At 56.1% G+C, this 20,409-nt stretch carries 24 protein-coding genes; 17 read left to right on the forward strand and 7 right to left on the reverse strand.

The features are described 5' to 3' along the window. The first annotated feature begins 3 nt into the window (after positions 1 to 3). On the forward strand, positions 4 to 822 hold the full coding sequence (uppP, locus tag B5D39_RS06425; RefSeq protein ID WP_078789614.1) for an undecaprenyl-diphosphatase UppP: 819 nt from the start codon (positions 4 to 6) through the stop codon (positions 820 to 822). Continuing rightward, positions 819 to 1,511 (forward strand): RadC family protein, encoded by a 693-nt coding sequence (gene radC / locus B5D39_RS06430; RefSeq protein WP_078789616.1) that lies wholly within the window; start codon positions 819 to 821, stop codon positions 1,509 to 1,511. Before uppP ends, radC begins: the two co-directional genes overlap by 4 nt. On the opposite strand, the gene B5D39_RS17405 is transcribed toward radC, so the two are convergent. Next, positions 1,497 to 1,754, reverse strand: a complete 258-nt coding sequence (locus B5D39_RS17405; protein ID WP_279627294.1) for a GSU3128 family (seleno)protein — start codon at positions 1,752 to 1,754, stop codon at positions 1,497 to 1,499. The two genes, radC and B5D39_RS17405, sit on opposite strands and share 15 nt — an antisense overlap. Before the next feature lie 2 nt (positions 1,755 to 1,756). Continuing rightward, on the reverse strand, positions 1,757 to 3,157 hold the full coding sequence (hemG, locus tag B5D39_RS06435; protein WP_078789618.1) for a protoporphyrinogen oxidase: 1,401 nt from the start codon (positions 3,155 to 3,157) through the stop codon (positions 1,757 to 1,759). Positions 3,158 to 3,283: 126 nt separating this feature from the next. Here hemG and B5D39_RS06440 point away from each other — a divergent pair, with 126 nt between their 5' ends. The 11 genes from B5D39_RS06440 (at position 3,284) to galU (ending at position 12,091) form a co-directional block, all read left to right on the forward strand. Further along, positions 3,284 to 4,180 (forward strand): DnaJ C-terminal domain-containing protein, encoded by an 897-nt coding sequence (locus tag B5D39_RS06440; RefSeq protein WP_078789620.1) that lies wholly within the window; start codon positions 3,284 to 3,286, stop codon positions 4,178 to 4,180. Positions 4,181 to 4,266: 86 nt separating this feature from the next. Further along, complete coding sequence (locus B5D39_RS06445) at positions 4,267 to 5,142, forward strand: putative metalloprotease CJM1_0395 family protein (protein WP_161947435.1); 876 nt, start codon at positions 4,267 to 4,269, stop codon at positions 5,140 to 5,142. Between the two features lie 7 nt (positions 5,143 to 5,149). Beyond that, entirely contained in the window at positions 5,150 to 6,301 is a 1,152-nt protein-coding gene (locus B5D39_RS06450; protein ID WP_078789624.1) for an acetoin utilization protein AcuC, read from the forward strand. Next, the gene (locus tag B5D39_RS06455; protein WP_078789625.1) at positions 6,301 to 7,146 is read left to right on the forward strand and encodes a hypothetical protein; all 846 of its coding nucleotides are present in this window, start codon (positions 6,301 to 6,303) and stop codon (positions 7,144 to 7,146) included. The genes B5D39_RS06450 and B5D39_RS06455 overlap by 1 nt, the downstream gene beginning before the upstream one ends. Further along, positions 7,146 to 8,042: a tetratricopeptide repeat protein gene (locus tag B5D39_RS06460; RefSeq protein ID WP_078789627.1), complete on the forward strand. Its 897-nt coding sequence runs from the start codon at positions 7,146 to 7,148 to the stop codon at positions 8,040 to 8,042. The genes B5D39_RS06455 and B5D39_RS06460 overlap by 1 nt, the downstream gene beginning before the upstream one ends. A 98-nt stretch (positions 8,043 to 8,140) precedes the next feature. Then, positions 8,141 to 8,593 (forward strand): hypothetical protein, encoded by a 453-nt coding sequence (locus tag B5D39_RS06465; protein WP_078789629.1) that lies wholly within the window; start codon positions 8,141 to 8,143, stop codon positions 8,591 to 8,593. Positions 8,594 to 8,610: 17 nt separating this feature from the next. After that, positions 8,611 to 9,000, forward strand: a complete 390-nt coding sequence (locus tag B5D39_RS06470; RefSeq protein ID WP_078789631.1) for a response regulator — start codon at positions 8,611 to 8,613, stop codon at positions 8,998 to 9,000. A 60-nt stretch (positions 9,001 to 9,060) separates the two neighbouring features. Beyond that, complete coding sequence (locus B5D39_RS06475) at positions 9,061 to 9,780, forward strand: Smr/MutS family protein (RefSeq protein ID WP_078789633.1); 720 nt, start codon at positions 9,061 to 9,063, stop codon at positions 9,778 to 9,780. Positions 9,781 to 9,832: 52 nt separating this feature from the next. After that, entirely contained in the window at positions 9,833 to 10,054 is a 222-nt protein-coding gene (locus B5D39_RS06480) for an FmdB family zinc ribbon protein (RefSeq protein ID WP_078789635.1), read from the forward strand. 162 nt (positions 10,055 to 10,216) lie between these two features. Beyond that, a complete protein-coding gene (gene folD / locus B5D39_RS06485) occupies positions 10,217 to 11,074 on the forward strand; it encodes a bifunctional methylenetetrahydrofolate dehydrogenase/methenyltetrahydrofolate cyclohydrolase FolD (RefSeq protein WP_078789637.1) in 858 nt (285 codons plus the stop codon). A 144-nt stretch (positions 11,075 to 11,218) separates the two neighbouring features. Beyond that, on the forward strand, positions 11,219 to 12,091 hold the full coding sequence (galU, locus tag B5D39_RS06490) for a UTP--glucose-1-phosphate uridylyltransferase GalU (RefSeq protein WP_078789638.1): 873 nt from the start codon (positions 11,219 to 11,221) through the stop codon (positions 12,089 to 12,091). A gap of 31 nt (positions 12,092 to 12,122) precedes the next feature. Here the strand turns inward: galU and B5D39_RS06495 are convergent, their stop codons facing one another. Both B5D39_RS06495 and trxA read right to left on the reverse strand, forming a co-directional pair. Continuing rightward, a complete protein-coding gene (locus tag B5D39_RS06495) occupies positions 12,123 to 12,614 on the reverse strand; it encodes a TlpA disulfide reductase family protein (RefSeq protein WP_244161366.1) in 492 nt (163 codons plus the stop codon). A 37-nt stretch (positions 12,615 to 12,651) separates the two neighbouring features. Further along, positions 12,652 to 12,981, reverse strand: a complete 330-nt coding sequence (trxA, locus tag B5D39_RS06500; protein WP_078789640.1) for a thioredoxin — start codon at positions 12,979 to 12,981, stop codon at positions 12,652 to 12,654. A gap of 201 nt (positions 12,982 to 13,182) precedes the next feature. Between trxA and ccsB the strand changes: the two genes are divergently transcribed. From ccsB to B5D39_RS06520, 4 genes are read left to right on the forward strand one after another with little or no spacing between them, the layout of a single operon-like run. Further along, positions 13,183 to 13,998 carry a c-type cytochrome biogenesis protein CcsB gene (gene ccsB, locus B5D39_RS06505; protein ID WP_078789642.1) on the forward strand — a complete coding sequence of 272 codons (816 nt, stop codon included), beginning with the start codon at positions 13,183 to 13,185 and terminating at the stop codon, positions 13,996 to 13,998. Positions 13,999 to 14,010: 12 nt separating this feature from the next. Further along, entirely contained in the window at positions 14,011 to 15,315 is a 1,305-nt protein-coding gene (hemA, locus tag B5D39_RS06510; RefSeq protein WP_078789644.1) for a glutamyl-tRNA reductase, read from the forward strand. Between the two features lie 23 nt (positions 15,316 to 15,338). Continuing rightward, a complete protein-coding gene (gene hemC / locus B5D39_RS06515; RefSeq protein ID WP_078789646.1) occupies positions 15,339 to 16,277 on the forward strand; it encodes a hydroxymethylbilane synthase in 939 nt (312 codons plus the stop codon). Then, complete coding sequence (locus tag B5D39_RS06520) at positions 16,261 to 17,058, forward strand: uroporphyrinogen-III synthase (RefSeq protein WP_161947436.1); 798 nt, start codon at positions 16,261 to 16,263, stop codon at positions 17,056 to 17,058. The genes hemC and B5D39_RS06520 overlap by 17 nt, the downstream gene beginning before the upstream one ends. A 58-nt stretch (positions 17,059 to 17,116) precedes the next feature. Here B5D39_RS06520 and flgM read toward each other — a convergent pair whose 3' ends face one another. From flgM to B5D39_RS06535, 3 genes are all read right to left on the reverse strand, one after another. Further along, positions 17,117 to 17,398, reverse strand: coding sequence for a flagellar biosynthesis anti-sigma factor FlgM (gene flgM, locus B5D39_RS06525; RefSeq protein WP_078789649.1), 282 nt, complete (start codon positions 17,396 to 17,398; stop codon positions 17,117 to 17,119). A 93-nt stretch (positions 17,399 to 17,491) separates the two neighbouring features. Then, positions 17,492 to 18,901 carry a M16 family metallopeptidase gene (locus B5D39_RS06530; protein ID WP_078789651.1) on the reverse strand — a complete coding sequence of 470 codons (1,410 nt, stop codon included), beginning with the start codon at positions 18,899 to 18,901 and terminating at the stop codon, positions 17,492 to 17,494. After that, positions 18,898 to 20,403, reverse strand: coding sequence for a M16 family metallopeptidase (locus tag B5D39_RS06535; RefSeq protein WP_139366694.1), 1,506 nt, complete (start codon positions 20,401 to 20,403; stop codon positions 18,898 to 18,900). Before B5D39_RS06535 ends, B5D39_RS06530 begins: the two co-directional genes overlap by 4 nt. Positions 20,404 to 20,409 lie beyond the last annotated feature (6 nt).

The raw sequence follows: 20,409 nt of genomic DNA on the forward strand, positions 1-20,409 counted from the left end.
TCAATGGACCTGCTGCATGCCGCCCTGCTGGGCCTGATTCAGGGTGCCACCGAAGTACTGCCGATTAGCAGCTCGGGCCACCTGATCCTGATCCCCCGTCTGCTGGGCTGGGCCGATTCCGGCCTGACCTTTGATGTTGCCCTGCACTTTGGCACCTTTCTGGCCATCTTCTTTTACTTCCGCAAGGATGTGGTTACACTGGTACAGGATGGCCTGACCGGCCTGTATCAGCCGGGCGAACAAAAGAAGTTGCGGCTGCCCTGGATGATTGTGCTGGCCTCGGTTCCGGCAGCGGTGGTTGGTAAGACCCTGGAAGAGCCGATAGAGGCAATCTTTCGCAACAGCCCCTTGATGATCGCCCTGATGCTGATCCTGTTCGGACTGGGTTTAGGTCTGTCTGACCGCTACGGCAAACAACTGCGCGATGTAGCCTCCATTACCCTGGGGGGTGCCATGCTGGTGGGCTGTTTCCAGTGTCTGGCCCTGATACCGGGAGTTTCCCGCTCCGGCATCACCATCACCGCCGGACTGTTGCTGGGGCTGGCCCGGACCGATGCGGCCCGTTTCTCGTTCCTGCTCTCGCTGCCGATTGTGTTTGGCGCTGCACTGTTGAAAGGGATTCATCTGCTGAAGCATGGCATTGAACCGGGTATGGCCATGCCGATGCTGGTGGGGGTAGCTGTCTCGGCGATTGTCGGCTACATCAGCGTTGCCTTTCTGCTGAAGTTTGTGCAGAGCCGCACCCTCTGGCCCTTTGTCTGGTACCGGGTTGCAGCTGGAGTCGGGGTTATGGCGCTGTTGGGGGCAGGTCTGATGCCATGAGCAGCAACGCCATCAAAGACTGGCCGGAAGATGAGCGGCCACGGGAAAAGCTGCTGAAACGTGGGGCAGCAGCCCTGTCTGATGCAGAATTGCTGGCCCTGGTGCTGCGTACTGGCGATGCAGCTGCAGGCAAGAGCGCCATTGATCTGGGACGGGAACTGCTGGAACGATGTAACGGCAACCTGCGGGAACTGGCACAGGCTGAACTGAATGAGCTGCAGCAGATCAAGGGGTTGGGGTTGGCAAAAGCAGCCTCAATCAAAGCTGCCTTTACGTTAGGGAGTCGCTTCCAGGCCCGCAAACTTGAGACACTGGAACGATTTACGGCACCGGCCCAGGTCTTTGACTTTTTCCACCATGAACTGCGGGATAACCGCAAAGAACTGTTTCTGATCCTGCTGCTGGATGGCAAGAACCGGATCACCCGCAAGGTACAGATATCAGAAGGCTGCCTGAATCAGTCCATTGTCCACCCGCGGGAGGTCTTTGCCCCGGCAGTGCGGGAATCAGCCGCTGCCGTAATCTTCATCCACAACCACCCCTCCGGCGACCCGGCCCCCAGCCGGGAGGACCGCGAGATCACCCGCCGCCTGAAAGAGGGCGGCGAGATCTTGGGGATCAAGGTACTGGATCATATCATTATCGGGGATGGCAGCTACTTCAGCTTTGTGGAATCAGGACTGCTCTAACTCCCCCATCAGTTCCAGTGCAAAATTCTTGGCCCTGCCAGCCGGAGCGATCACCCCGTAGGCCATGGCTTCCTTCAGTTCGGCGCTCCCGGCGCCGGCTTCCTTCGCCAGGGCGAAGTGTTTCTTTAGTCAGGTGGGGCACCCAACCGCCACGGCACAGCCGACCCGGATCAGTTCGCGGGTCTTGCTGTCCAGCACCTCTTCATACTCAAAATCAGCAAACAGTTTTCTTCTGATCTTCATGATTACCCTCCAAGAAACGCCAGTGCCTTATCAACGGTGGCCTGTGAGGCAGCCACACAGTCGTTCAAGCCCACCCCTTTAAAGGCGTTGCCGGTCAGCAGTAGGCCAGGCAGACTGGACAAGCGTCCTTCAATCGCCTCCAACCGCTTGCCATGTCCCACGGTGTATTGGGGGATCGCCTGTTGATGGCGGATGATTCGACTGAAACAGGGGGGCTGGCTGATCCCCATGGCAACCTGCAGGTCATCCCGTACCCGCTGCAGCAGTTCAGACTCTGGCAGTTCCATCAGTTCCGGCTTGCAGGCACCACCGGCCATGCTGCGCAAAAGCGCCATGCCGTCCGGTGCCCGTTGTTCAAACATGCTGGAATCCCAGAGGGTGCCCAACACGGTACGTCCTTCTTCCTTGGGCACCAGATAGCCAAAACCATCCAGCGGATGTCCCAAACCTTCGGTTTTGAAACCACAGCAGACCACATTCAGGGTGGAATAGAGGATCTGGCGTAAGGTATCAACCAGGCTGGCATCAACCCCTTCCAACATGTTGGCAGCAGCAAAGGCCGGCGCTGCCGAGATAACCAGATCTGCCTGCAGGGTTTCGCCAGCCATGGTTCTGACCTCCCAGCCGTCGCCCAGTCTGTTAACCGAAGCAACCGCAACCCCGGTCCTGACCCGCTTCCCCAGTTGACTAGCCAGGGTATCAGTCAGAAACTGAATCCCCTCTTTAAATGAGGTCAGGGTGCCGCCCGGTCCGGCAGCAGAACTGCTGATCTTGCCTTCCTTGCGCTCCTGCTTCTTTTTCTTTGCCAGGGCCAGCATGGCCACAAACAGGCCGCCGTATTCCCGCTCCAACTCAGCAATGCGGGGAAAGCAGGAGACCAGCGACATGGTTTCGGGGTCACCGGCAAAGATGCCGGAGGCCATCGGCGCAATCAGCTTCTGCAGCGCCTCTGCCCCCAGACGACGGCGGCCAAAGGCAGCCAGGCTTTCGTCTGTGCCCGGCGGATTGGCCGCAAACGGCTCCCCCAGCAACCTGAATTTACCCGGCCAGGACAACAGGCGGCTCTTCAGGAACGAAGGGCCGTTTTCCGGCAGCCGGTGCAGTTCTCCACCGGTGAAGATATAGCGTTTGCGGGCATTATCATTACTGCGGTGCAGACGATCGGTTATCCCCAAGGCAGCACACAGCTCCAGGGTCTGGGGCTTGCTGTCCAGAAAACCGTTGGGGCCCCATTCACACAGAAACCCCTCTTCACGGACCGATTTAATCTTGCCACCAGGCTGTTGTTCCTGCTCAAACAGGCAGAGATCAAGACTTATCCCTGCTTCTCTGGCCCGCTTGTCCAGCAGCCATGCGGTTGAAAGTCCGGATATGCCACCGCCAATCACCAGCACCTTTTTCATGGTAGTCCTCTCATACTGTGGTGCTAAAGATAGTACGGTGGCCCCACAGGACTGTCAAGCAACGTTGACAGTTGGGCAAAACCTGCCTAAATTGTTATACGAATTGGATGAAAGGAGTACCAAACAATGGCACAGAAAGATTACTACGAGGCGCTGGGTGTTGCCAAAGACGCCTCAGCTGACGATATCAAAAAGGCATTCCGCAAACTGGCGGTCAAATACCACCCGGACCGTAACCAGGGCGACACAGCGGCAGAGGAGAAGTTTAAGGAGATCAACGAGGCCTACGCCGTCCTCTCTGACCCGGAGAAGCGCAAAAAATACGATACCTTTGGATCATCAGATTTCCACCAGCAGTACAGCCAGGAGGATATCTTCCGCAACTTTGACTTCTCCGGCACCTTCAAGGATATGGGGATGGGCGGTGGTGAGGATATCTTCTCACGCCTGTTCGGCGGTGCCTTTGGTCGCGGCGGTGGCCGGGGCTTTGGCAGGGCTCCCCGCCAGGGGGGTGATCTGTCCCTGGCCGTTGATCTCGGGTTCCGTGATGCTGCCACCGGCGGTGAACGTCTGGTGGCCTTCCGCCGCAACGGGCAACGGGAAGAGCTGAAGGTAAAGATTCCGGCCGGGGTTGATAATGGCAGCAGGATCAGGATTGCCGGTAAGGGAAGTGACGGAGAAAATGGCGGTCCCAATGGCGATCTCTATCTTGAGATCCGGGTTGCCAATGATCCGGTCTTTACCCGTGACGGTGGCGACCTGTTTGTGGAGCGGACCATCCGCTTCAGCGAGGCCTGTCTGGGGGTCAGCCTTGAGGTGCCGACCCTTGAAGAACTAAAACGGATCAAGGTACCGGCAGGTATCCAGCCCGGCACGAAGATCCGCCTGAAGGGCTGCGGCATCAAAGCGCTTGGCTCCAATGCCAAGGGAGATCTGTACGTGAAGATTAGTGTGCATGTGCCGGAAGGGTTGAACAGCAGCCAGAAAAAGCTGGTGGAAGAGCTGGCCAAGGCAGGCCTGTAAGACCCAACAATGTTTTATTGCAGTTTTGTCCACTGATTTTGTATAATTTGAATAAGACAGCATATTTCTAAAACGGAATGGCGGTCATGGAACCCCTGGGTAGCATCACCAACAGTGATTACACAACCGTAACGCAAACAGGCAGCTCTGGAAAAACGGATGAACGTCAGGCCGCTTCCAGAGCTGAGCAAACCACTACAGCTACGACCGCTTCAGGCATCAAACTTCCAGAAGATACCGTTACCCTTTCTGGCAAACAGCCTGACACAAAGACTGACCCGAAATCGGCAGAGAAAACCTCTGACTCCCCAGAGGCTGACCAGTCAGAAGCCAAGCCGGGTGAAAAAACCACCGCCACCGGCCAAAGCGTTGAAGATCCGGCCATTCAGGCCCAAATTGCCAAGCTGAAACAGACCGAAGAGAAGGTCAAGGCCCATGAGGCGGCCCACAAGGCAGTGGGTGGCAATCTGGCCAGCTCGGCCTCCTACAGTTATACCCGTGGACCGGATGGCCAAAGCTATATCACCGGCGGTGAAGTGCAGATTGATATGTCTGATGGCCGCACCCCGCAGGAGACCATCTCCCGCATGCAGCAGGTGATCCGGGCAGCACTGGCCCCCTCTGATCCATCCGGCCAGGACCGTGCTGTTGCTGCTGCAGCTGCCAGCCGGATGGCAGAGGCACAGCAGCAAAAACTGCAGACTGACAGCCCAACTGGCGGACAAGATCCCGCCCAGCCGGTTGATCCCGCTCAAGAGGCGATTGACACGGCCCTTAATCCAGAAAAATCCGGTGAGAACAACGCCCAATCCGGTTCCAAAGCAACCGACGCCCAGATAAAGAGCGCCTATGGCAATCCTGCGGTCCAAGGCCCTGACTCTTCTTCATCAAACGCAACCGGTTTCAGTCAACCAGACCGTTCTGTACGCGACATCCCGTCGCTGATCTCCTCCTTTGCCTGAGCCGCCTGTGTCCCGTACTGCCCTGGTTTACTCATCCCGTTTTGAACAGTTCAGCTATGGTAGTCACCACCCGTTCCAGTTGCATCGTTACGGCCTGGCACTGGAACTGCTGGAGGCCTATGGTCTGCTTGACCTGCCCGGCATGGAGCGCCGTGATTGCAGTCCGGTGACTGACGAACAGATCCTGACCTTTCATAGCCCGGCCTACCTGCAACGACTGAAGGAGTTCAGCGCCTCGGATGAACCGCGGGCTGATTTCATGTTTGGCCTGGGGGATGCCGATTGTCCGGTCTTTAAAGGGCTGTACGACTATGCTGCCCTGGGTGCAGGCGCCACCCTGGAGGCCTGCCGCCTGATTGAGGAGGAACGTTTTGACAGTGTACTGTCGCTGGCTGGTGGCTGGCACCATGGCCACCGTGCAAAGGCATCCGGGTTCTGCTACTTAAATGATGCGGTAATCGCCATCAATTGGCTGCGGGAGCGGGGCCGCAGGGTGGCCTACCTTGATCTGGATGCCCACCATGGTGACGGTATGCAGGAGGGGTTTTACGCTGATGATCAGGTGCTGACGATCTCGCTGCATGAAAGCGGGGTCTACTTCTTTCCCGGCACCGGGTTTGAGGATGAGATCGGCACCGGTTGCGGGCGGGGCTACACGGTGAACCTGCCACTGCTGGCCCACACCGATGATCCGCTCTACATGCGGGCCTTTGATGAGGTGGTCTATCCCCTGCTGGCGGCCTTTAACCCAGATATCATCGTGGCCCAGATCGGTGCAGATGCCTTCCGCACCGACCCCCTGACCCGGCTGGAGCTTACCACCCACAGCTATGCCTACATTATGCGCAAGCTGCAGGCCTTGAAGATCCCCTGGGTGGCACTGGGGGGTGGCGGCTACGACCTGATGAACACGGCCCGGGCCTGGACCATTGCCTGGGGCGCCATGAATAAGGTGGCACTGCCACCACGGCTGCCGGCTACTTTTGTAAAAAAGATCCAACAGCAGGGTTACCCCCACACCATGCTGCTGGATGCCCTGCACTGGGCAGATGAACATGATCGCGGCCTGGCCCTGGATGCCCTGGAACGCAGTATCAGCACCATCAAAAAGCAGGTCTTCCCGGTCATTATCGGCGGGGATCTGGCGGAGCTGCTCTGATGCCGAAGCTGCCGGGAAATAGGCCGATGCTGAGCCGGGATGGTCATCCACTGACCTCTCTGGCTGCCATTAACCGGCTGGACATTCCGGAAAAAGAGTCAATCTACGCCAGGCTGTTACCGCAGCGGCTGCTTGATCTCCTACAGCTTGATACTGTCACCCTCCGCAACCATACCAACGAACAGCTGGTGCAGGTGATCGCGCCGGAAGGCCTGAGTTTTGTCAGGATCGAGGTCCGTGCCCGACCTGAAGATGCTGATGTTGTTTTTTTCGTTGAGCTGACTGACACCCAGTTTCATCAGATGGAACTGGCCTTCTGCATCATCTGTGATCCTGCTGCCCCACGCTTTGCGGTTGACGTGACCGAAGCAGGGGCGGTAAACTACTTCACTTCCCAAGGCAGGAACCTGCAGGAAGAGCTGAGAGCCATGCAGGCCGGGCTGTTTCCGCACCAGACCCGACAGGGCCTAAGGATGTTTGGTGAATTTTTCGCGCTGTTGGAGCAGTTTACCGACAGCCTGGGGATGGAGATGATCGTTGGGGAACCGCTTTCCTACGATAACGCCATCCGCTATGAACGTTACGGCTTTGACTATCTGACCGGTAAACGGTTGATGCTGGAGATTGATCGCCAGTTCCAGCCCGGTGGCAGGCTGCAAAAGCGGCTGGATGGTTCCAGCCCGTTCAGGATGCCGGGGATGGAACAGACCGTGCGAGGCCGCAGCTGGGCCATCCATGACGGGATACTGGACGAACCCTGGGATGAAATCAGAATCTATAAAATGATCGGCGTAGATGCCGGGTTAAACACCTTCCCGGATCGTCGGATTGAGGAGCAGCACTAATGCAGAACTGCATCGCACCAACCCCGCTGGACGGGATCAGCTACTTTCAGCCCCCTGCAGAGTTCCATATCACCGGCCGTGATGGCCGGGTTAACATTCCGTGGGAGTTCCCAATCCCCCTGGCAGAGGAAAGCTACCGCGCAGCCCTGGAGCATGGAGCCCCCAGCTACGACCAGATCGGACAGGGAATGTTTTTTGCCCTGCGCCAGAACCCGGACTGCACCTACGGGGTTGATTATGCGCGGGTACTGCAAGCCGGTTATCCCCACATCATTGCCGAAATCGGCGGTGAGGCGATCATGCTGGATGCCAAGGAAGTGGATTCGCCCTATCTTGATCGCAAGGTCAACCTGCTGAAGATCATGGCGCTGCTGGAACAGGACAATGCTGCTCTGTGGCGCGAAATCGGCCGCACCCTGATGGAAAAAGGGAGCCGGATGGAGGCTGCCCACCTGGCTGTCCAGTCCTGGTACGGCGCAGAAAAATACCTGACCCGTTCCCTTGAGCTTGCCCCGGATGACCTGCATACCTGCTACCAACTAGGCGAGACCCACTATGTACTGGGCCACTATGATCAGGCACTGGCCCTGTGGCAGCCGTTGGTGGAACAGCTTAAGGACGGTGAACGCCGCAGCCTTGAGGCACGGATTGCCGCCATCCAGCGTGGCGAGCTGCCCAAGGTACCAGCGGTGGACTACCTGACCGCTCTCTCGGTTGCCTTTGAGCAGCATCAGGATGACCAGTTGCATGAGGCAGCTGCCATTGTAGAGGATGTGTTGCTGGACACCGTCTTCTGCGCCCAGTTTCCCATGGCCGGGGTCTACCATTTTCTGGAGCAGTGTTACCGGGCACTTAACCTGACCGACAAGGCTGATGCAGTGCGGGGGAGGTGCTAGATGTTCGGCTTTAGCACCGCCGATTGGCTGTTTATCGGCTTTATCCTGCTGGTAATCGCCTTTTGTGTAGCGATCAGCGACATGCGCAAAAAGAAGTCATGACCGAAGACCTGCCTGATACAGAAGAGATACAGCCTCGCTCACAGACCATGGTGATGCTGACCGGCCTGTACCTCTTCCTGCTGCTGATGACCCTGATGAGCTATGGTCAGCCGGTGCCGCTCTTCGGTATCCTGCTGGAAGGCACATCGGCCCGGATCTTTATCATGGTGGACAGCCTGGTCTGCCTGCACCTGTTTCTGGGGCTGTTAAAACGCCAGCGCCTGACCTGGTACCTGCTACTGATCTATAACGGCTATGAGGTGCTGAACACCCTGCTCAACCTTTGGCTGGTACCGCACAAAGAGCTGGAGCGTCTGCTGGAACGTCCGATTGATCCCACAGGCATGTTGTTCAGCAATCTGGTTACCGTAGGGATTATCCTCTGGATCAGCTGGGTGATTCAACGGCAGCGTGAGCAGTTCACCAACCACTCACCCTATCTGTTTTAACAGGGGCTAAGGATTATATGGGAAAGATACTCCTCATAGATGATGATCCTGTCTTTACCCGCCTGCTGGGCGAGTATATTGCCGAACAGTATCCCCTTCTCGCGGTGGATGTCTGCAACAATCCCCTTGAAGCACTGACCGCTATTCGTCGTGCCCCCTATGACCTGATCCTGATTGACTTTGAGATGCCGACCCTTGATGGCCGCAAACTGATGAATTTTGCCGTTCAATCCGGCATAGAAAAAAACCGGATAGTAATCCTCTCCAGCAGGGATGCTGATTTTCTTCATGAACAGTGCCCCATGGGCAGTTGTCTTGCCGTACTCAACAAACATGAAGTACGCCAGAAGGCGGTGCTGGACATGATCTTCAGTTCCTTGAGCAAGAAGGCCGTTCAGGAGGACTAAGCACAACCCTTCCACGGTGCGTATTGATCCCGTACCTGTTCTACCGTTAAGGAATGCCTCATGTCGCCCAAGAAACAGAAAGAGCAAAAACCGGCAGCACCAGCCCCGTTTCGGAACAACCCTTTTGCCACGCTGAAAGGAATTACCGTTGAGGCAGCAGCACCGCCACCTGAACCGGTTAAAAAGGTGGCAGTGCCAAAACCGGAACCAGCTGGCGAAGATCTCTTCAGACAGGCCATGTCCGGGGTTCGCCGACTGGATGATGACGTCACAGGCGCATCCCCCAAAAACAGTAGCCCCAAAAAGCGTGCAGCCACTGCCAGCAAACCGCAAGCCCGCCCAACAAAGCCACTGGCCAGAGAAGAGATCACCGCCCGCAAGACGTTTCTGCAAGAGGTGGAAAAGCTGCAGCTGGATGTCCGCTTTGAAGACAGCCTGCCGGATGATGAATTACGCCCGCTAAACGGCAACCGCCTGCGGCAGCTTAAGCGGGGCATCATCCAGCTGGATCGCCAGCTGGATCTGCATGGCCTGACCCGTGAAGAGGCTGTCGAGTCACTGGGGCCGTTTCTGCAGGCAGCCAGAGCAGGTGGCGAAAAAGGGGTGTTGGTAATTACCGGCAAGGGTACCCACTCTGTTGAAGGCCCGGTTCTGCAACAGGTGGTGGCTGGCTGGTTGCGCGATCAGGGACGAGACCTGATTACTGAATACGCCCCGGCCCCGCAAGAAATGGGCGGCAGCGGCGCCTTTGTCATTTTTCTGCGTCCCCTTGACAAATAGCCAGAAGAACTACTATATTCAAAAAGAGATATATCAGAAGGAGGCTGTTGCCATGCCGATGTACGAATACCGTTGCCAATCCTGTAATCACCAGTTTGAACTGCGCCAGAAGTTCTCTGACGCACCTGCCACTGAATGCCCGCAATGTGGCGGCGTAGTCGAAAAGATGATCTCCCAGACCGCTTTCAGCCTGAAGGGCGAAGGCTGGTTCAACTCCGGCTACTGCCCCTCAAGCGGCGGCCCCAAACCGGCAGCCTGCTCAGCCGGTGGCTGAGGCGTGTAAGATTCCGGCCGGGTGTCGGAAACAACTGCAAACCTGATCCCCTGGTGATACCCATCAGGGGATTTTTTTATTTTTCACGGTATACCGCCTTTACAAGCAGCAGACCTGAACGTATCATATAAAGATATTCTAAGGCATCGATTGGAGACAGCTATGGCAGCACAGATTATTGACGGCAAGGCAATTGCCGCAAAGGTTCGTGAACGGATCGGCAGCACGGTTTCAACCCTGAAAGAGCAAGGGATTACCCCCGGCCTGGCCGTGGTGCTGGTGGGCGATGATCCGGCCAGCCGGGTCTATGTCGGCATGAAAAAGAAGATGTGCATAGAGCTGGGGATGTACTCGGCTGACCATGAGCTGCCATCAACCACCACTGAAGCAGAGCTGCTGGCACTGATCGGGCAACTGAATGCTGACTCACGGGTACACGGCATTCTGGTGCAGTTGCCGCTGCCGGACCATATTGATACTGACAAAGTACTGGAGGCGATCTCGCCGGACAAGGATGCCGATGGCTTCCATCCCTATAATGTCGGCCGTCTGATGATCGGTAAACCGACCTTCCAGCCCTGTACCCCCTATGGCGTGATGGTGATGCTGGATGAGATCGGCTATGACCTGAAGGGCAAAGAGGTGGTGGTGGTTGGTCGATCAAACATCGTGGGCAAGCCGGTGGCGCTGATGTGCCTCTCCCGCCATGCCACGGTCACCATCTGCCATTCCCGCACCAAAGATCTGCCTGATGTTGTCCGCCGGGCCGATGTGGTTATTGCTGCGGTGGGCAAGGCAGAGATGGTTAAAGGGGACTGGATCAAGCCGGGCGCGGTAGTAATTGACGTGGGGATCAACCGGGTTGGCGAGAAAAAACTGGTGGGTGATGTGGAGTACGCAGCTGCTGCTGAGCGGGCCAGCGCCATTACTCCGGTACCGGGTGGTGTCGGCCCCATGACCATCGCCATGCTACTACAAAACACGCTTGAGTCTGCACAGAGAAAAGTCAAAACCGTTTAACGCAAAGACGCAAAGGTACAGAGAAAGACAACTGCATACTATTTCAGGCTAAAGTCCTTAGAACCAAAGCCAGGTTTTTGCTTTTCCCTTGGTTTTCTTTGCATCTCTGCGACTCTGCGTTGAAAAAAATTGAGAGGACGTGCCATGAAAGTCCGCAAGGCGATCTTTCCGGTGGCTGGCTTGGGAACCCGCTTCCTGCCTGCCACCAAATCATCCCCCAAAGAGATGCTGCCGCTGATCGACAAGCCGCTGGTACAGTACGTGGTTGAAGAGGCGGTGGCAGCCGGCATTGAGCAGATCATCTTTGTGACCGGTCGCACCAAGCGGGCTATTGAAGACCACTTTGACAGCTCACCTGAGTTGGAAAGCCACCTTGAGGAAAAGGGCAAGGAAGATACCCTCCAGGCCATGCGCGAGATCTCTGATCTGGTGGATATCTACTACGTGCGCCAGAAAAAGGCCCTTGGCCTGGGACATGCCATCCTCTGTGCCCGCGACTTTATCGGCAATGAACCGTTTGCCGTACTGCTGGGTGACGACATTATCGATGCCCCAGCCAACCCCTGCCTGCGCCAGCTGTTGGGAGTATATGAGCATTACAAGGGCAGTGTGCTGGCCCTTGAGCAGGTACCGATGGAGCAGATTTCTTCCTATGGCTGTGTGGCGGTTAACCGGATCACAGACCGGGTGATGGAAGTGACTGACATGGTGGAAAAACCGAAGCGGTCCGAGGCCCCTTCTGACCTGGCCATTATCGGCCGCTATGTCTTGACCCCGGCCATCTTCCCGATTCTTGAGCAGCAGCAGCCGGGACGGGGCGGCGAGATCCAGCTGACCGACGCCATCAAACGTCTGTCTCAGGATGAGGCGGTGTATGGCTGTCTCTTTGAAGGGTTACGCCATGACTGCGGAGATAAGCTGGGATTCCTGAAGGCAACGGTGGATCTGGCACTAAAGCGGGATGAATTTAAGGATGAGTTTACGGCTTACCTAAAGGGACGACTGGGCTGTCAGTAGCAAGATCAGGGCGAGGCATTACTACCTCGCCCTATTTTTCATTCAGTAGCTTTTTAATCAGATTCTCGATCACCTTACCGGCCTGATCAGAAAACCCCATGACCTGTTCTCGAACCACGCCGTTTTTATCAATCACATACAGCACCGGCAGTGCCCGCACCCCGTAATCTGAGCTGATCTTGCCACTGGCCATGACAATCTGGTACGGAATGGCTTGACGTTCCACATACTCCTTGACGGTCCGCTCGCCCCCCTCATCCACACTCATCCCCACAACCACCAACCCCTGCTTGCCATATTTGCGATGCAGTTCAGCAAGATGGGGGATTGACTCCCGACAGGGAGGACACCAGGTGGCCCAAAAATCCAGCAGAACCACGGAGCCTTTCAGCCCTTCTGAGGAAATCGGTTGTCCTTTGATAGAAAAGGTCTTAAAGGCGGGTGCAGGCTGGTTACGGCGTGGCGCCGCATCTGAATCCAGCGGGGCCAGACTTAGCAGAAGGGCTGTGACAACCAGCGTCACAGCCCTGAAAATGCGTTGATTAAACCGTGGCAGCATCCTAGAGGGCCTTGGCAATCAGGGCATCCAGTTGCGACTTGGGAACCGCGCCAACCACCTGATCAATCACCTTGCCACCTTTAAACAGGATCAGGGTAGGAATACCACGCACACCATATTTACCGGGAGTAGCCTGATTGTCATCAACGTTTACCTTGCCAACCTTTACCTTACCGGCATAGTCGGCAGCAACGGAGTCAATCAAGGGAGCTATCGCTTTACAAGGGGCACACCAGGTAGCCCAAAAATCTACAAGTACCGGCAGGTCTGACTGCAGCACATCACGATCAAAATTTGCGTCAGTAAGGGTAAGAACCGCATCGCTGGCCATGGAAAGCCTCCTTAAGCTAGGTGAATGTATTCAACTTTTTGAATACTACCGCGTTTCAGAAAAAATGCAAGCAGGAAATCCAACAGAGATGTGCAGACAACGAAAAGCTGTTGACGCTGGTAATAGCCAGCCCTTACAATACCCGATCAGTACTTTTGCCCCAGCGTTCCGTTTCTACTGAGGAGTTTTGGACACTATTCAATGACAGAGATCTCTTTCTATCTTACCCTGGCGCTGTACGGCATTGCCACACTGGCCTATCTTGCCTGCCTGCTGCGTACCACTCCCTGCCAGGCATCCATAGCCCGCCGGATACTTATCGTCGGCTTCCTCACCCACTGTCTGGCGGTCATCCACCGTTTTATAGCTGCCGGACATCTGCCGATCACCAACATGCATGAATCGCTGTCCTTCTTTGCCCTGTCCATTGTCGGCATCTATCTCTACTTTGAGACCCGCTACAAGGTCAACTCCCTGGGATCGTTTGTGGTGCCGTTTGCCCTGTTGATAACGCTGGGAGCCGGACTGGTCCCCACAACCATCAAGCCGCTTAATCCGGCCCTGCAATCAGCCTGGATCTATTCCCATACCATTCTGGCCTTTGGCGCCTATTCATTTTTCACCATCTCCTGCGCTGTGGCGGTTCTGTTTCTGATTCAGTCGCACTTTTTAAAGAAAAAACATCTGGGCAACCTGTTCCTGAAGCTCCCTTCACTGGATATTCTGGATGAAATCGGCTATCGCTGCCTGGCCTTTGGCTTTCCAATGCTGACCGTGGCAATCATTACCGGCGCCATCTGGGCCTCCCGAGCTTGGGGCAGCTACTGGTCATGGGACCCCAAGGAGAGCTGGTCGCTGATTACCTGGTTCATCTATGCGGCACTGCTGCACGGCAGACTGACCACCGGCTGGCGTGGCAAGCGGGCTGCCATCCTGACCGTCATCGGCTTTCTGATCATGCTGTTTACCTTCATCGGGGTCAACCTCTGGCTACCCGGCCTGCACAGCTACACCTAAAGGACTCTGACCATGAACATTATTGTGGTTGGCCTGTCCCATAAAACAGCCTCGGTTGATATCCGCGAAAAAGTCGCGTTTTCTCCCAACAGTATTGAAAAACCGCTGCGTGAACTGGTGTCCCTTGAAGGCATTGTTGAGGGGGTGATTGTCTCAACCTGCAATCGGGTGGAGATCTACGCAACCACCCGCGACATTGCCGGTGGCATTGCCCGCATCCGCCGCTTTATGGCCGATTATCACCACCTGGCCCATGACCTGCTGGATCCGCACCTGTACAGCTACCACGGCGAAGAGGCGATCCGTCACGTCTTCCGGGTGGCCTCATCACTGGATTCCATGGTGGTGGGTGAGCCCCAGATCCTGGGGCAGATCAAGACCTCCTACGGCTATGCTGCCGAGTACAAATCCTCCGGCATTATCCTGAACCGCTTCCTGCACAAGGCGTTTTCCGTGGCCAAGCGGGTGCGTACTGAAACCAGGATCGCCTCGTCAGCCGTCTCGGTCTCCTTTGCTGCCGTTGAGCTGGCCAGAAAGATTTTTGGCAGCCTGAACGACAAGACCGTGCTGCTGATCGGCGCTGGTGAGATGTGTGAACTGGCTGCCCGTCACTTCCTGACCAACGGCGCCAAAGGGGTGATGGTCACCAACCGCACCTTTGAGCGGGCTCAGAAGCTGGCCGAAGAGTTCAACGGTGAAGCGATCCCCTTTGAGGAGCTGTTTCTGCATCTGCACAAGGCAGATATTGTCCTGACCTCCACCGGCGCCCCCCATGCCATCATCACCCCGCCTGATCTTGAAGAGGTGATCAAACGCCGCAGGATGCGCCCGATGTTCCTGATCGACATTGCCGTGCCCCGCGATATTGACCCGGCAGTGAACGAGATGGATGCGGTCTATCTGTATGATATGGATGACCTGCAGCAGGTAGTGGCGGCCAACCTGGAAGGCCGGATGCAGGAGGCTGACAAGGCCGAGGCGATCATTGCCGAAGAGATCATCCAGTTTTACAAATGGGTGGGCACCCTTGAGGTAACCCCCACCATTGTGGCGCTGCGTAACCGTTTTGAAGAACTGCGCAGAGCGGAACTGGAGCGCACCCTGGCCGGTTGGAAAGATGCCCCAGCGGATGCAGAAAAACGACTGGATGCATTGACGGGTGCCTTTATGAACAAACTGCTGCACCAACCCACCATGGTGCTGAAAAAAGCCGGACAGGGAAACCGTAACGATCTGTACCTGGATGCCCTGCGCGCCCTGTTTGATCTGGAGCTTGGCACCACTGACACTGATGATTCACTTGAACTTGAAGAATAACTGATCACAAGGAGAGAACAGACATGGCACCAAAACGCCTTCGCATAGGAACCCGCGCCAGCCAGCTTGCCCTTTGGCAGGCCAACTGGATCAAATCTGAATTGGAGCGAGTCTACCCCGGCATTGAAGTTGAACTGCTCAAGATCAAGACCATGGGGGACAAGATTCTGGATGTACCCCTGGCTCAGGTCGGCGGCAAGGGTCTGTTTGTCAAAGAGATCGAAGAGGCGATGCTGCGTGGCGAGATTGACCTGGCTGTCCACAGCATGAAGGATGTGCCCACTGAGTTTCCTGATGGACTGGGGCTGGTGGTGACCACCAAGCGGGAAGACCCCCGCGATGCCTTTATCTCTGACAAGGTGAAATTCAGCGAACTGCGTCAGGGTGCCAGAATCGGCACCAGTGCCCTGCGGCGTCAGGCCCAACTGCTCAAGGCTCGGCCTGATCTTGAGATGGTGATCATCCGTGGTAACGTGGAAACCCGTATCCGCAAGCTGAAGGAAGACAATCTGGATGCTGTGATCCTGGCTGCTGCCGGTCTGAACCGGCTGGGCTTTGCAGATGTGGCCACCGAACTGCTGGATGTGGATTTCTCCATCCCGGCCATTGGCCAGGGCGCCCTGGGTTTGGAATGCCGTCTGGATGACGCTGCCACCATTGAGGCGCTCTCATTCCTGAACCATGCCGACACCGCCGCTGCTGTGGCAGCAGAGCGTGCCCTGCTCAAGCGCTGTGAAGGTGGCTGCCAGGTACCGATCGCAGCCCATGGCACGGTAAGTGGTGACACCTTGACACTGGTTGGCTTCATCGCCTCAGTGGATGGCAAGCAGACCGTACGGGACAGCATCAGTGGTTCAACAGCAGATGCGGTCAAGATGGGAATTGAGCTGGCAGATAAACTGCTGGCAGCTGGCGGCAAGGCGATTCTTGAAGATGTGTACCAGCGTGAAATTGCCCACTAATCCGCTACAGGGTCGCCGGATACTGGTAACCCGCGCTGCGGAACAGGCGGCTGAGTTCACAGAACAGCTGCGTCAACGTGGCGCTGTGGTGGTGGAATGCCCCACAATACAACTGGTACCACCTGAAGCCTGGACCAAGGTAGATGCTGCCATCAACGATTTACCCAGCTTTAACTGGCTGATCCTGACCTCAACCAACGGGGTCAGGTTTTTCTTTACCCGGTTGCAGGAGCTGGGGCGTAGTACCCATGACCTGCAGAACTGCAAGGTCTGTGCGGTGGGACCAAAGACCGCAGAGGCGCTACTGGAGCTGGGCATCACGCCTGACCTGGTGCCTGAACAGTTTACCGGCGAAGGTGTTGTGGCTGCATTTCAAGGGATTGATCTACAGGGCAGGCGGATACTGTTTCCCAAGGCGGATGGTGCCAGAGAGCTGATCCCGCAACAGTTGCGCAGTATGGGGGCAGAGGTGGTTGATCCAGTGGTCTACCGCAACATCATTCCCCAGGCCCTGCCTGACGCTGCCCGTCAGGCTTTGGAGCAGCACCAGCTTGATGCTGTTGTCTTCAGCTCTCCTTCAACAGTGCGTAATCTGGCCACCTTGGTGGGTGGTGTCACTCAGTTGCAGGCGATGCTGGAAAATCTGGCAGTTGCCTCCATCGGGCCAGTCACCACCAGGGCCTGTCAGGAGCTGGGGCTTAGCGTTGCAGTGGAACCGGAACAGGCTACGTTGGGTGCCCTTGTCAGTGATCTAGAACTGTACTTTGCAAACACTAAATAGAAAAAGGCCCCACCGCTAACCGGTGGGGCCTTTACGCAACAAGATGAATAAACAGTATTTAGCCCTGTAGAGCCATTAACATCTTTTCAGCCACATCCTGACCACTGATGTTGTAACTGCCATTGGCCAGTTGCTGACTGATATCCTGCACCTTATCAAGACGTACATCGCCACTGGATGGCTGAACACTGGAAAGTTTTTCAACCATATTGGTTAATTGAACACTAAACGGGCTTTGCACCCCAGAGCTTGCTTGTGTTGCCCGGCTGGCCTCACTTTTAGCGGTCTTCATGACCGGTTGAGCACCAAAAATTGCGGTTGTTGAGCTATCTATACGCATGGTTTGCCCTCCATTACTTATCCTTTCGGCAACCTTTTCAAAAACCTTAAATCGTAAAAGGCATATGTTTCAGAAATGCCCTTGAACTCATACCTATTTCAGGTCCAGGGTTGTCACGCTTCCAAATGTCGCCAACGGCTTGTCAAACCCTTTCTGATCACCCACCACCACCAGCTTGAAGGCATCAGGATGCAGGTGTTTGCGGGCTGCCAGCAGGATATCTTCACGGGTTACCGCAGCAATTCGATCCCGGTAACGATCCAGATAATCAGACTGGTAGCCGTAAAATTCAAGCCGTGCCTGCTGCGTTACAATAGAGGCCGGCGTGGTAAAGCCAAACAGAAAGGAATTGATGATTGAGTCCTTTGCCAGCTTCAGCTCCTGCTCAGTCACCGGCTCTTTGCGTACCCCTGCAATGATGGAGGTCATCAAACCGACAGTTTTTGCCGTAGCCTCAGCCTTAGTCTCGGTCTCTGCGGTAAAGCTGCCAGTAAAGCGACGCCCCACATCAAAATGGCTACCCACATTGTAGGCCAGGCCCTGATTGGTGCGGATCTCCATCATCAGGCGGGAGGTAAAACTGCCGCCCAGGATAAAATCCAGTACGCGGATGGCGTACAGGTCAGGATTATCCTTGGTGATTCCCAGATGGCCCAGGCGGATCACAGACTGGTTGACCTGTTTGGGGGCATGCAGCACCGCTGGCGCAAACTGCGTCTTTACCTGCGGCACCTCAGGCAGCTGCAAACGTCCTGCTGGCTTGACCTGTCCTATCAGCCGGTTCAGCGCAGCAAGTATGGCTGTCCGGTCAAAATCACCGGCAACGGTCAGGATCATGTTGTCAGGCCGGACAAAACGCTGGTGAAAGGCCTGCAGGTCGTTGCGTTTGATGGCAGTGACCGTTGCAGCAGTTGGCACAATCCCCAGCGGATGCCCGGCATAGAGCGCCTTTTGCAGCTCACGATCCCCCAGTTCTTTGGGATCATCATTCTGGCGCCGGATCATCTCCAATGCCTGGCGTTTGACCACCTCCAGCCGCTTTTCATCAAAACGGGGATGAAGCAGGACATCAGTGAAGATCTGCAGGGTGCGGTCCAGATTTTTGGTCAGACTGGAGAGTGAAACCGTCCCCAGATCAGTGCCAAAGGAACTCTCCACAGCAGAGGCCATGAACTCCAGCTCGCGGTCCAGTTCCGCCGGGGCCAGGACGTGGGTGCCGCCGCCGCGCAGTTGCGAGCCGGTCAGGCTGGCCAAGCCGCTCTTGTCGCTCTGATCATAGACCGAACCGGTGCGGATCAGGGCCGAGATTGTCACAATCGGCAGTTCTTGATCCTGTAGCAGGTAAACCGGCGTGCCGTTCTTCAGCACCACCCGTTCTGCTTTGGGGATACTGAAGTTCAAGGCAGGAAAGCTCATGCTGCGCGGATTGGCGGGTTCCGCAGCATAGGCAGCTGAAAGACCAAAGAGGCAGATGATGCAGACAAAAAGTATACGAATTTTCATTTCTGGGCACCTCCTGCCTTTTTCGTCACAAGGGTACCCACGATCCTGTTTTCTCGGGTAAAGTACTGCTGCGCCACCCGCTGAATGTCTGCGGGGGTAATCTTTACAACCCTGGCCCGATAGGTGGTCATGTAACGCCAACTACCGGCTATGGACTCATACTCGGTCAGATTGCGGGCCAGACCGCCATTGGTCCCCATCCGCCGCGCCTCTTCAAACTCAAGCTGGTTCAGCACCTGCTGCAGCTCCTGCTGGCTGACCGGTTCCTTTTTCAGACGTTCCAGTTCGGCCAGCACGGCCTGTTCAACCTCAGCGGCAGTATGGGGGGCTCGGGGGGATGCATACAGCACAAACAGATTGGGATACCGATTCCCAGGTGCATCAAAGGTTGAAACCTGGGTAGCAAACTGCTTTTCCAGCACCAGGGAACGGTGCAGCCGTGAGGTGCGGCCCTGCCCAAGAATCGAGCTGATCAGGTCAAAGACATAGTCATCATCACTGCCGATGGCGGTTTTATGGAAACCGATCACCAGCTCCGGCTCTGCATCACCAAGCAGCTCAACCCGCCGCTCACCTTGTTGCGGTTCCTCCTGCACCGGCACATCAGGTACCGGTGTACCGGGCTGAATGTCGCCAAAATAGCGCTCAACCAGCGGAATTACCACAGCAGGTTTGATATCGCCCACCACCGCCATAATGGCATTATTGGGGGCATAGTAGCGCTTCAGGAACGACTCGGCCTTGGTGCGGGAAAGCTGCCTGATGTCCGAGGTCCAGCCGATGGTGGGCTGACCATAGGGATGGGCCTGATAGGCTGCTGCCACAAAGGTCTCCCACAACTTGGCTGATGGTTCGGCATCATAGGAACGGCGGCGTTCTTCCATCACCACGGAACGCTCGGTATAAAACTCCCGCAGCACCGGATGCTTCATCCGGTCAGACTCGATGGCTGCCCACAACTCCAGCTTGTTGGCAGGCAGGGAGATCAGATAGGTGGTGCCGTCCCGACCGGTAAAGGCGTTGTAGCCGGAACCGCCGTTGCGGGCATACAGATCAAAAAACTCATCCTTGATCACATACTGTTCAGCCTGCTTCTCAAATTTTGCCAGTTCGGCCCGCAAGGCTGCGAGCTTCGCCTTGTCTGCCTTGCCCCCTTTGGCTTCTTCAGCCAGCATCAGTTGAGCAGTCTGCTCGATCTTTTCCAGCAGCGGAGCCTCAGCAGCGTAGTCTTTCGTACCCAGTGTCCTGGTGCCTTTGAAGAGCATATGTTCCAGCAGGTGAGCCAGCCCCCGCTCGTCACTGCGTTCATGGACACTACCCACCTTGAAACGGATCCAGGCCGAAACCGTGGGGGAGCTGTGACGCTCCACCATCAACAGTTTCAGACCGTTTTTAAAGGTATGCTCCACCACTTTATCTTCAAGGTTGGCAGCCCCCACCTGTGCAGCCAGCAACAGGACCAGGCAAAGGCTGGCAATGGTTTTTACAACACGCTGCATCATGATTCA

Source organism: Trichlorobacter thiogenes, assembly GCF_900167465.1.
Lineage (GTDB): Bacteria > Desulfobacterota > Desulfuromonadia > Geobacterales > Pseudopelobacteraceae > Trichlorobacter > Trichlorobacter thiogenes.

What these genes read in the sequence shown, in the direction of transcription:
- trxA (WP_078789640.1), bottom strand. Translation starts at nt 12,981, where the DNA reads ATGGCCAGCGATGCGGTTCTTACCCTTACTGACGCAAATTTTGATCGT.
- B5D39_RS06460 (WP_078789627.1), top strand. Translation starts at nt 7,146, where the DNA reads ATGCAGAACTGCATCGCACCAACCCCGCTGGACGGGATCAGCTACTTT.
- flgM (WP_078789649.1), bottom strand. Translation starts at nt 17,398, where the DNA reads ATGCGTATAGATAGCTCAACAACCGCAATTTTTGGTGCTCAACCGGTC.
- B5D39_RS06530 (WP_078789651.1), bottom strand. Translation starts at nt 18,901, where the DNA reads ATGAAAATTCGTATACTTTTTGTCTGCATCATCTGCCTCTTTGGTCTT.
- B5D39_RS06445 (WP_161947435.1), top strand. Translation starts at nt 4,267, where the DNA reads ATGGAACCCCTGGGTAGCATCACCAACAGTGATTACACAACCGTAACG.
- B5D39_RS06480 (WP_078789635.1), top strand. Translation starts at nt 9,833, where the DNA reads ATGCCGATGTACGAATACCGTTGCCAATCCTGTAATCACCAGTTTGAA.
- hemG (WP_078789618.1), bottom strand. Translation starts at nt 3,157, where the DNA reads ATGAAAAAGGTGCTGGTGATTGGCGGTGGCATATCCGGACTTTCAACC.
- hemC (WP_078789646.1), top strand. Translation starts at nt 15,339, where the DNA reads ATGGCACCAAAACGCCTTCGCATAGGAACCCGCGCCAGCCAGCTTGCC.
- galU (WP_078789638.1), top strand. Translation starts at nt 11,219, where the DNA reads ATGAAAGTCCGCAAGGCGATCTTTCCGGTGGCTGGCTTGGGAACCCGC.
- B5D39_RS06470 (WP_078789631.1), top strand. Translation starts at nt 8,611, where the DNA reads ATGGGAAAGATACTCCTCATAGATGATGATCCTGTCTTTACCCGCCTG.
- B5D39_RS06455 (WP_078789625.1), top strand. Translation starts at nt 6,301, where the DNA reads ATGCCGAAGCTGCCGGGAAATAGGCCGATGCTGAGCCGGGATGGTCAT.
- ccsB (WP_078789642.1), top strand. Translation starts at nt 13,183, where the DNA reads ATGACAGAGATCTCTTTCTATCTTACCCTGGCGCTGTACGGCATTGCC.
- B5D39_RS06440 (WP_078789620.1), top strand. Translation starts at nt 3,284, where the DNA reads ATGGCACAGAAAGATTACTACGAGGCGCTGGGTGTTGCCAAAGACGCC.
- B5D39_RS06475 (WP_078789633.1), top strand. Translation starts at nt 9,061, where the DNA reads ATGTCGCCCAAGAAACAGAAAGAGCAAAAACCGGCAGCACCAGCCCCG.
- B5D39_RS06535 (WP_139366694.1), bottom strand. Translation starts at nt 20,403, where the DNA reads ATGATGCAGCGTGTTGTAAAAACCATTGCCAGCCTTTGCCTGGTCCTG.
- folD (WP_078789637.1), top strand. Translation starts at nt 10,217, where the DNA reads ATGGCAGCACAGATTATTGACGGCAAGGCAATTGCCGCAAAGGTTCGT.
- B5D39_RS06465 (WP_078789629.1), top strand. Translation starts at nt 8,141, where the DNA reads ATGACCGAAGACCTGCCTGATACAGAAGAGATACAGCCTCGCTCACAG.
- hemA (WP_078789644.1), top strand. Translation starts at nt 14,011, where the DNA reads ATGAACATTATTGTGGTTGGCCTGTCCCATAAAACAGCCTCGGTTGAT.
- radC (WP_078789616.1), top strand. Translation starts at nt 819, where the DNA reads ATGAGCAGCAACGCCATCAAAGACTGGCCGGAAGATGAGCGGCCACGG.
- uppP (WP_078789614.1), top strand. Translation starts at nt 4, where the DNA reads ATGGACCTGCTGCATGCCGCCCTGCTGGGCCTGATTCAGGGTGCCACC.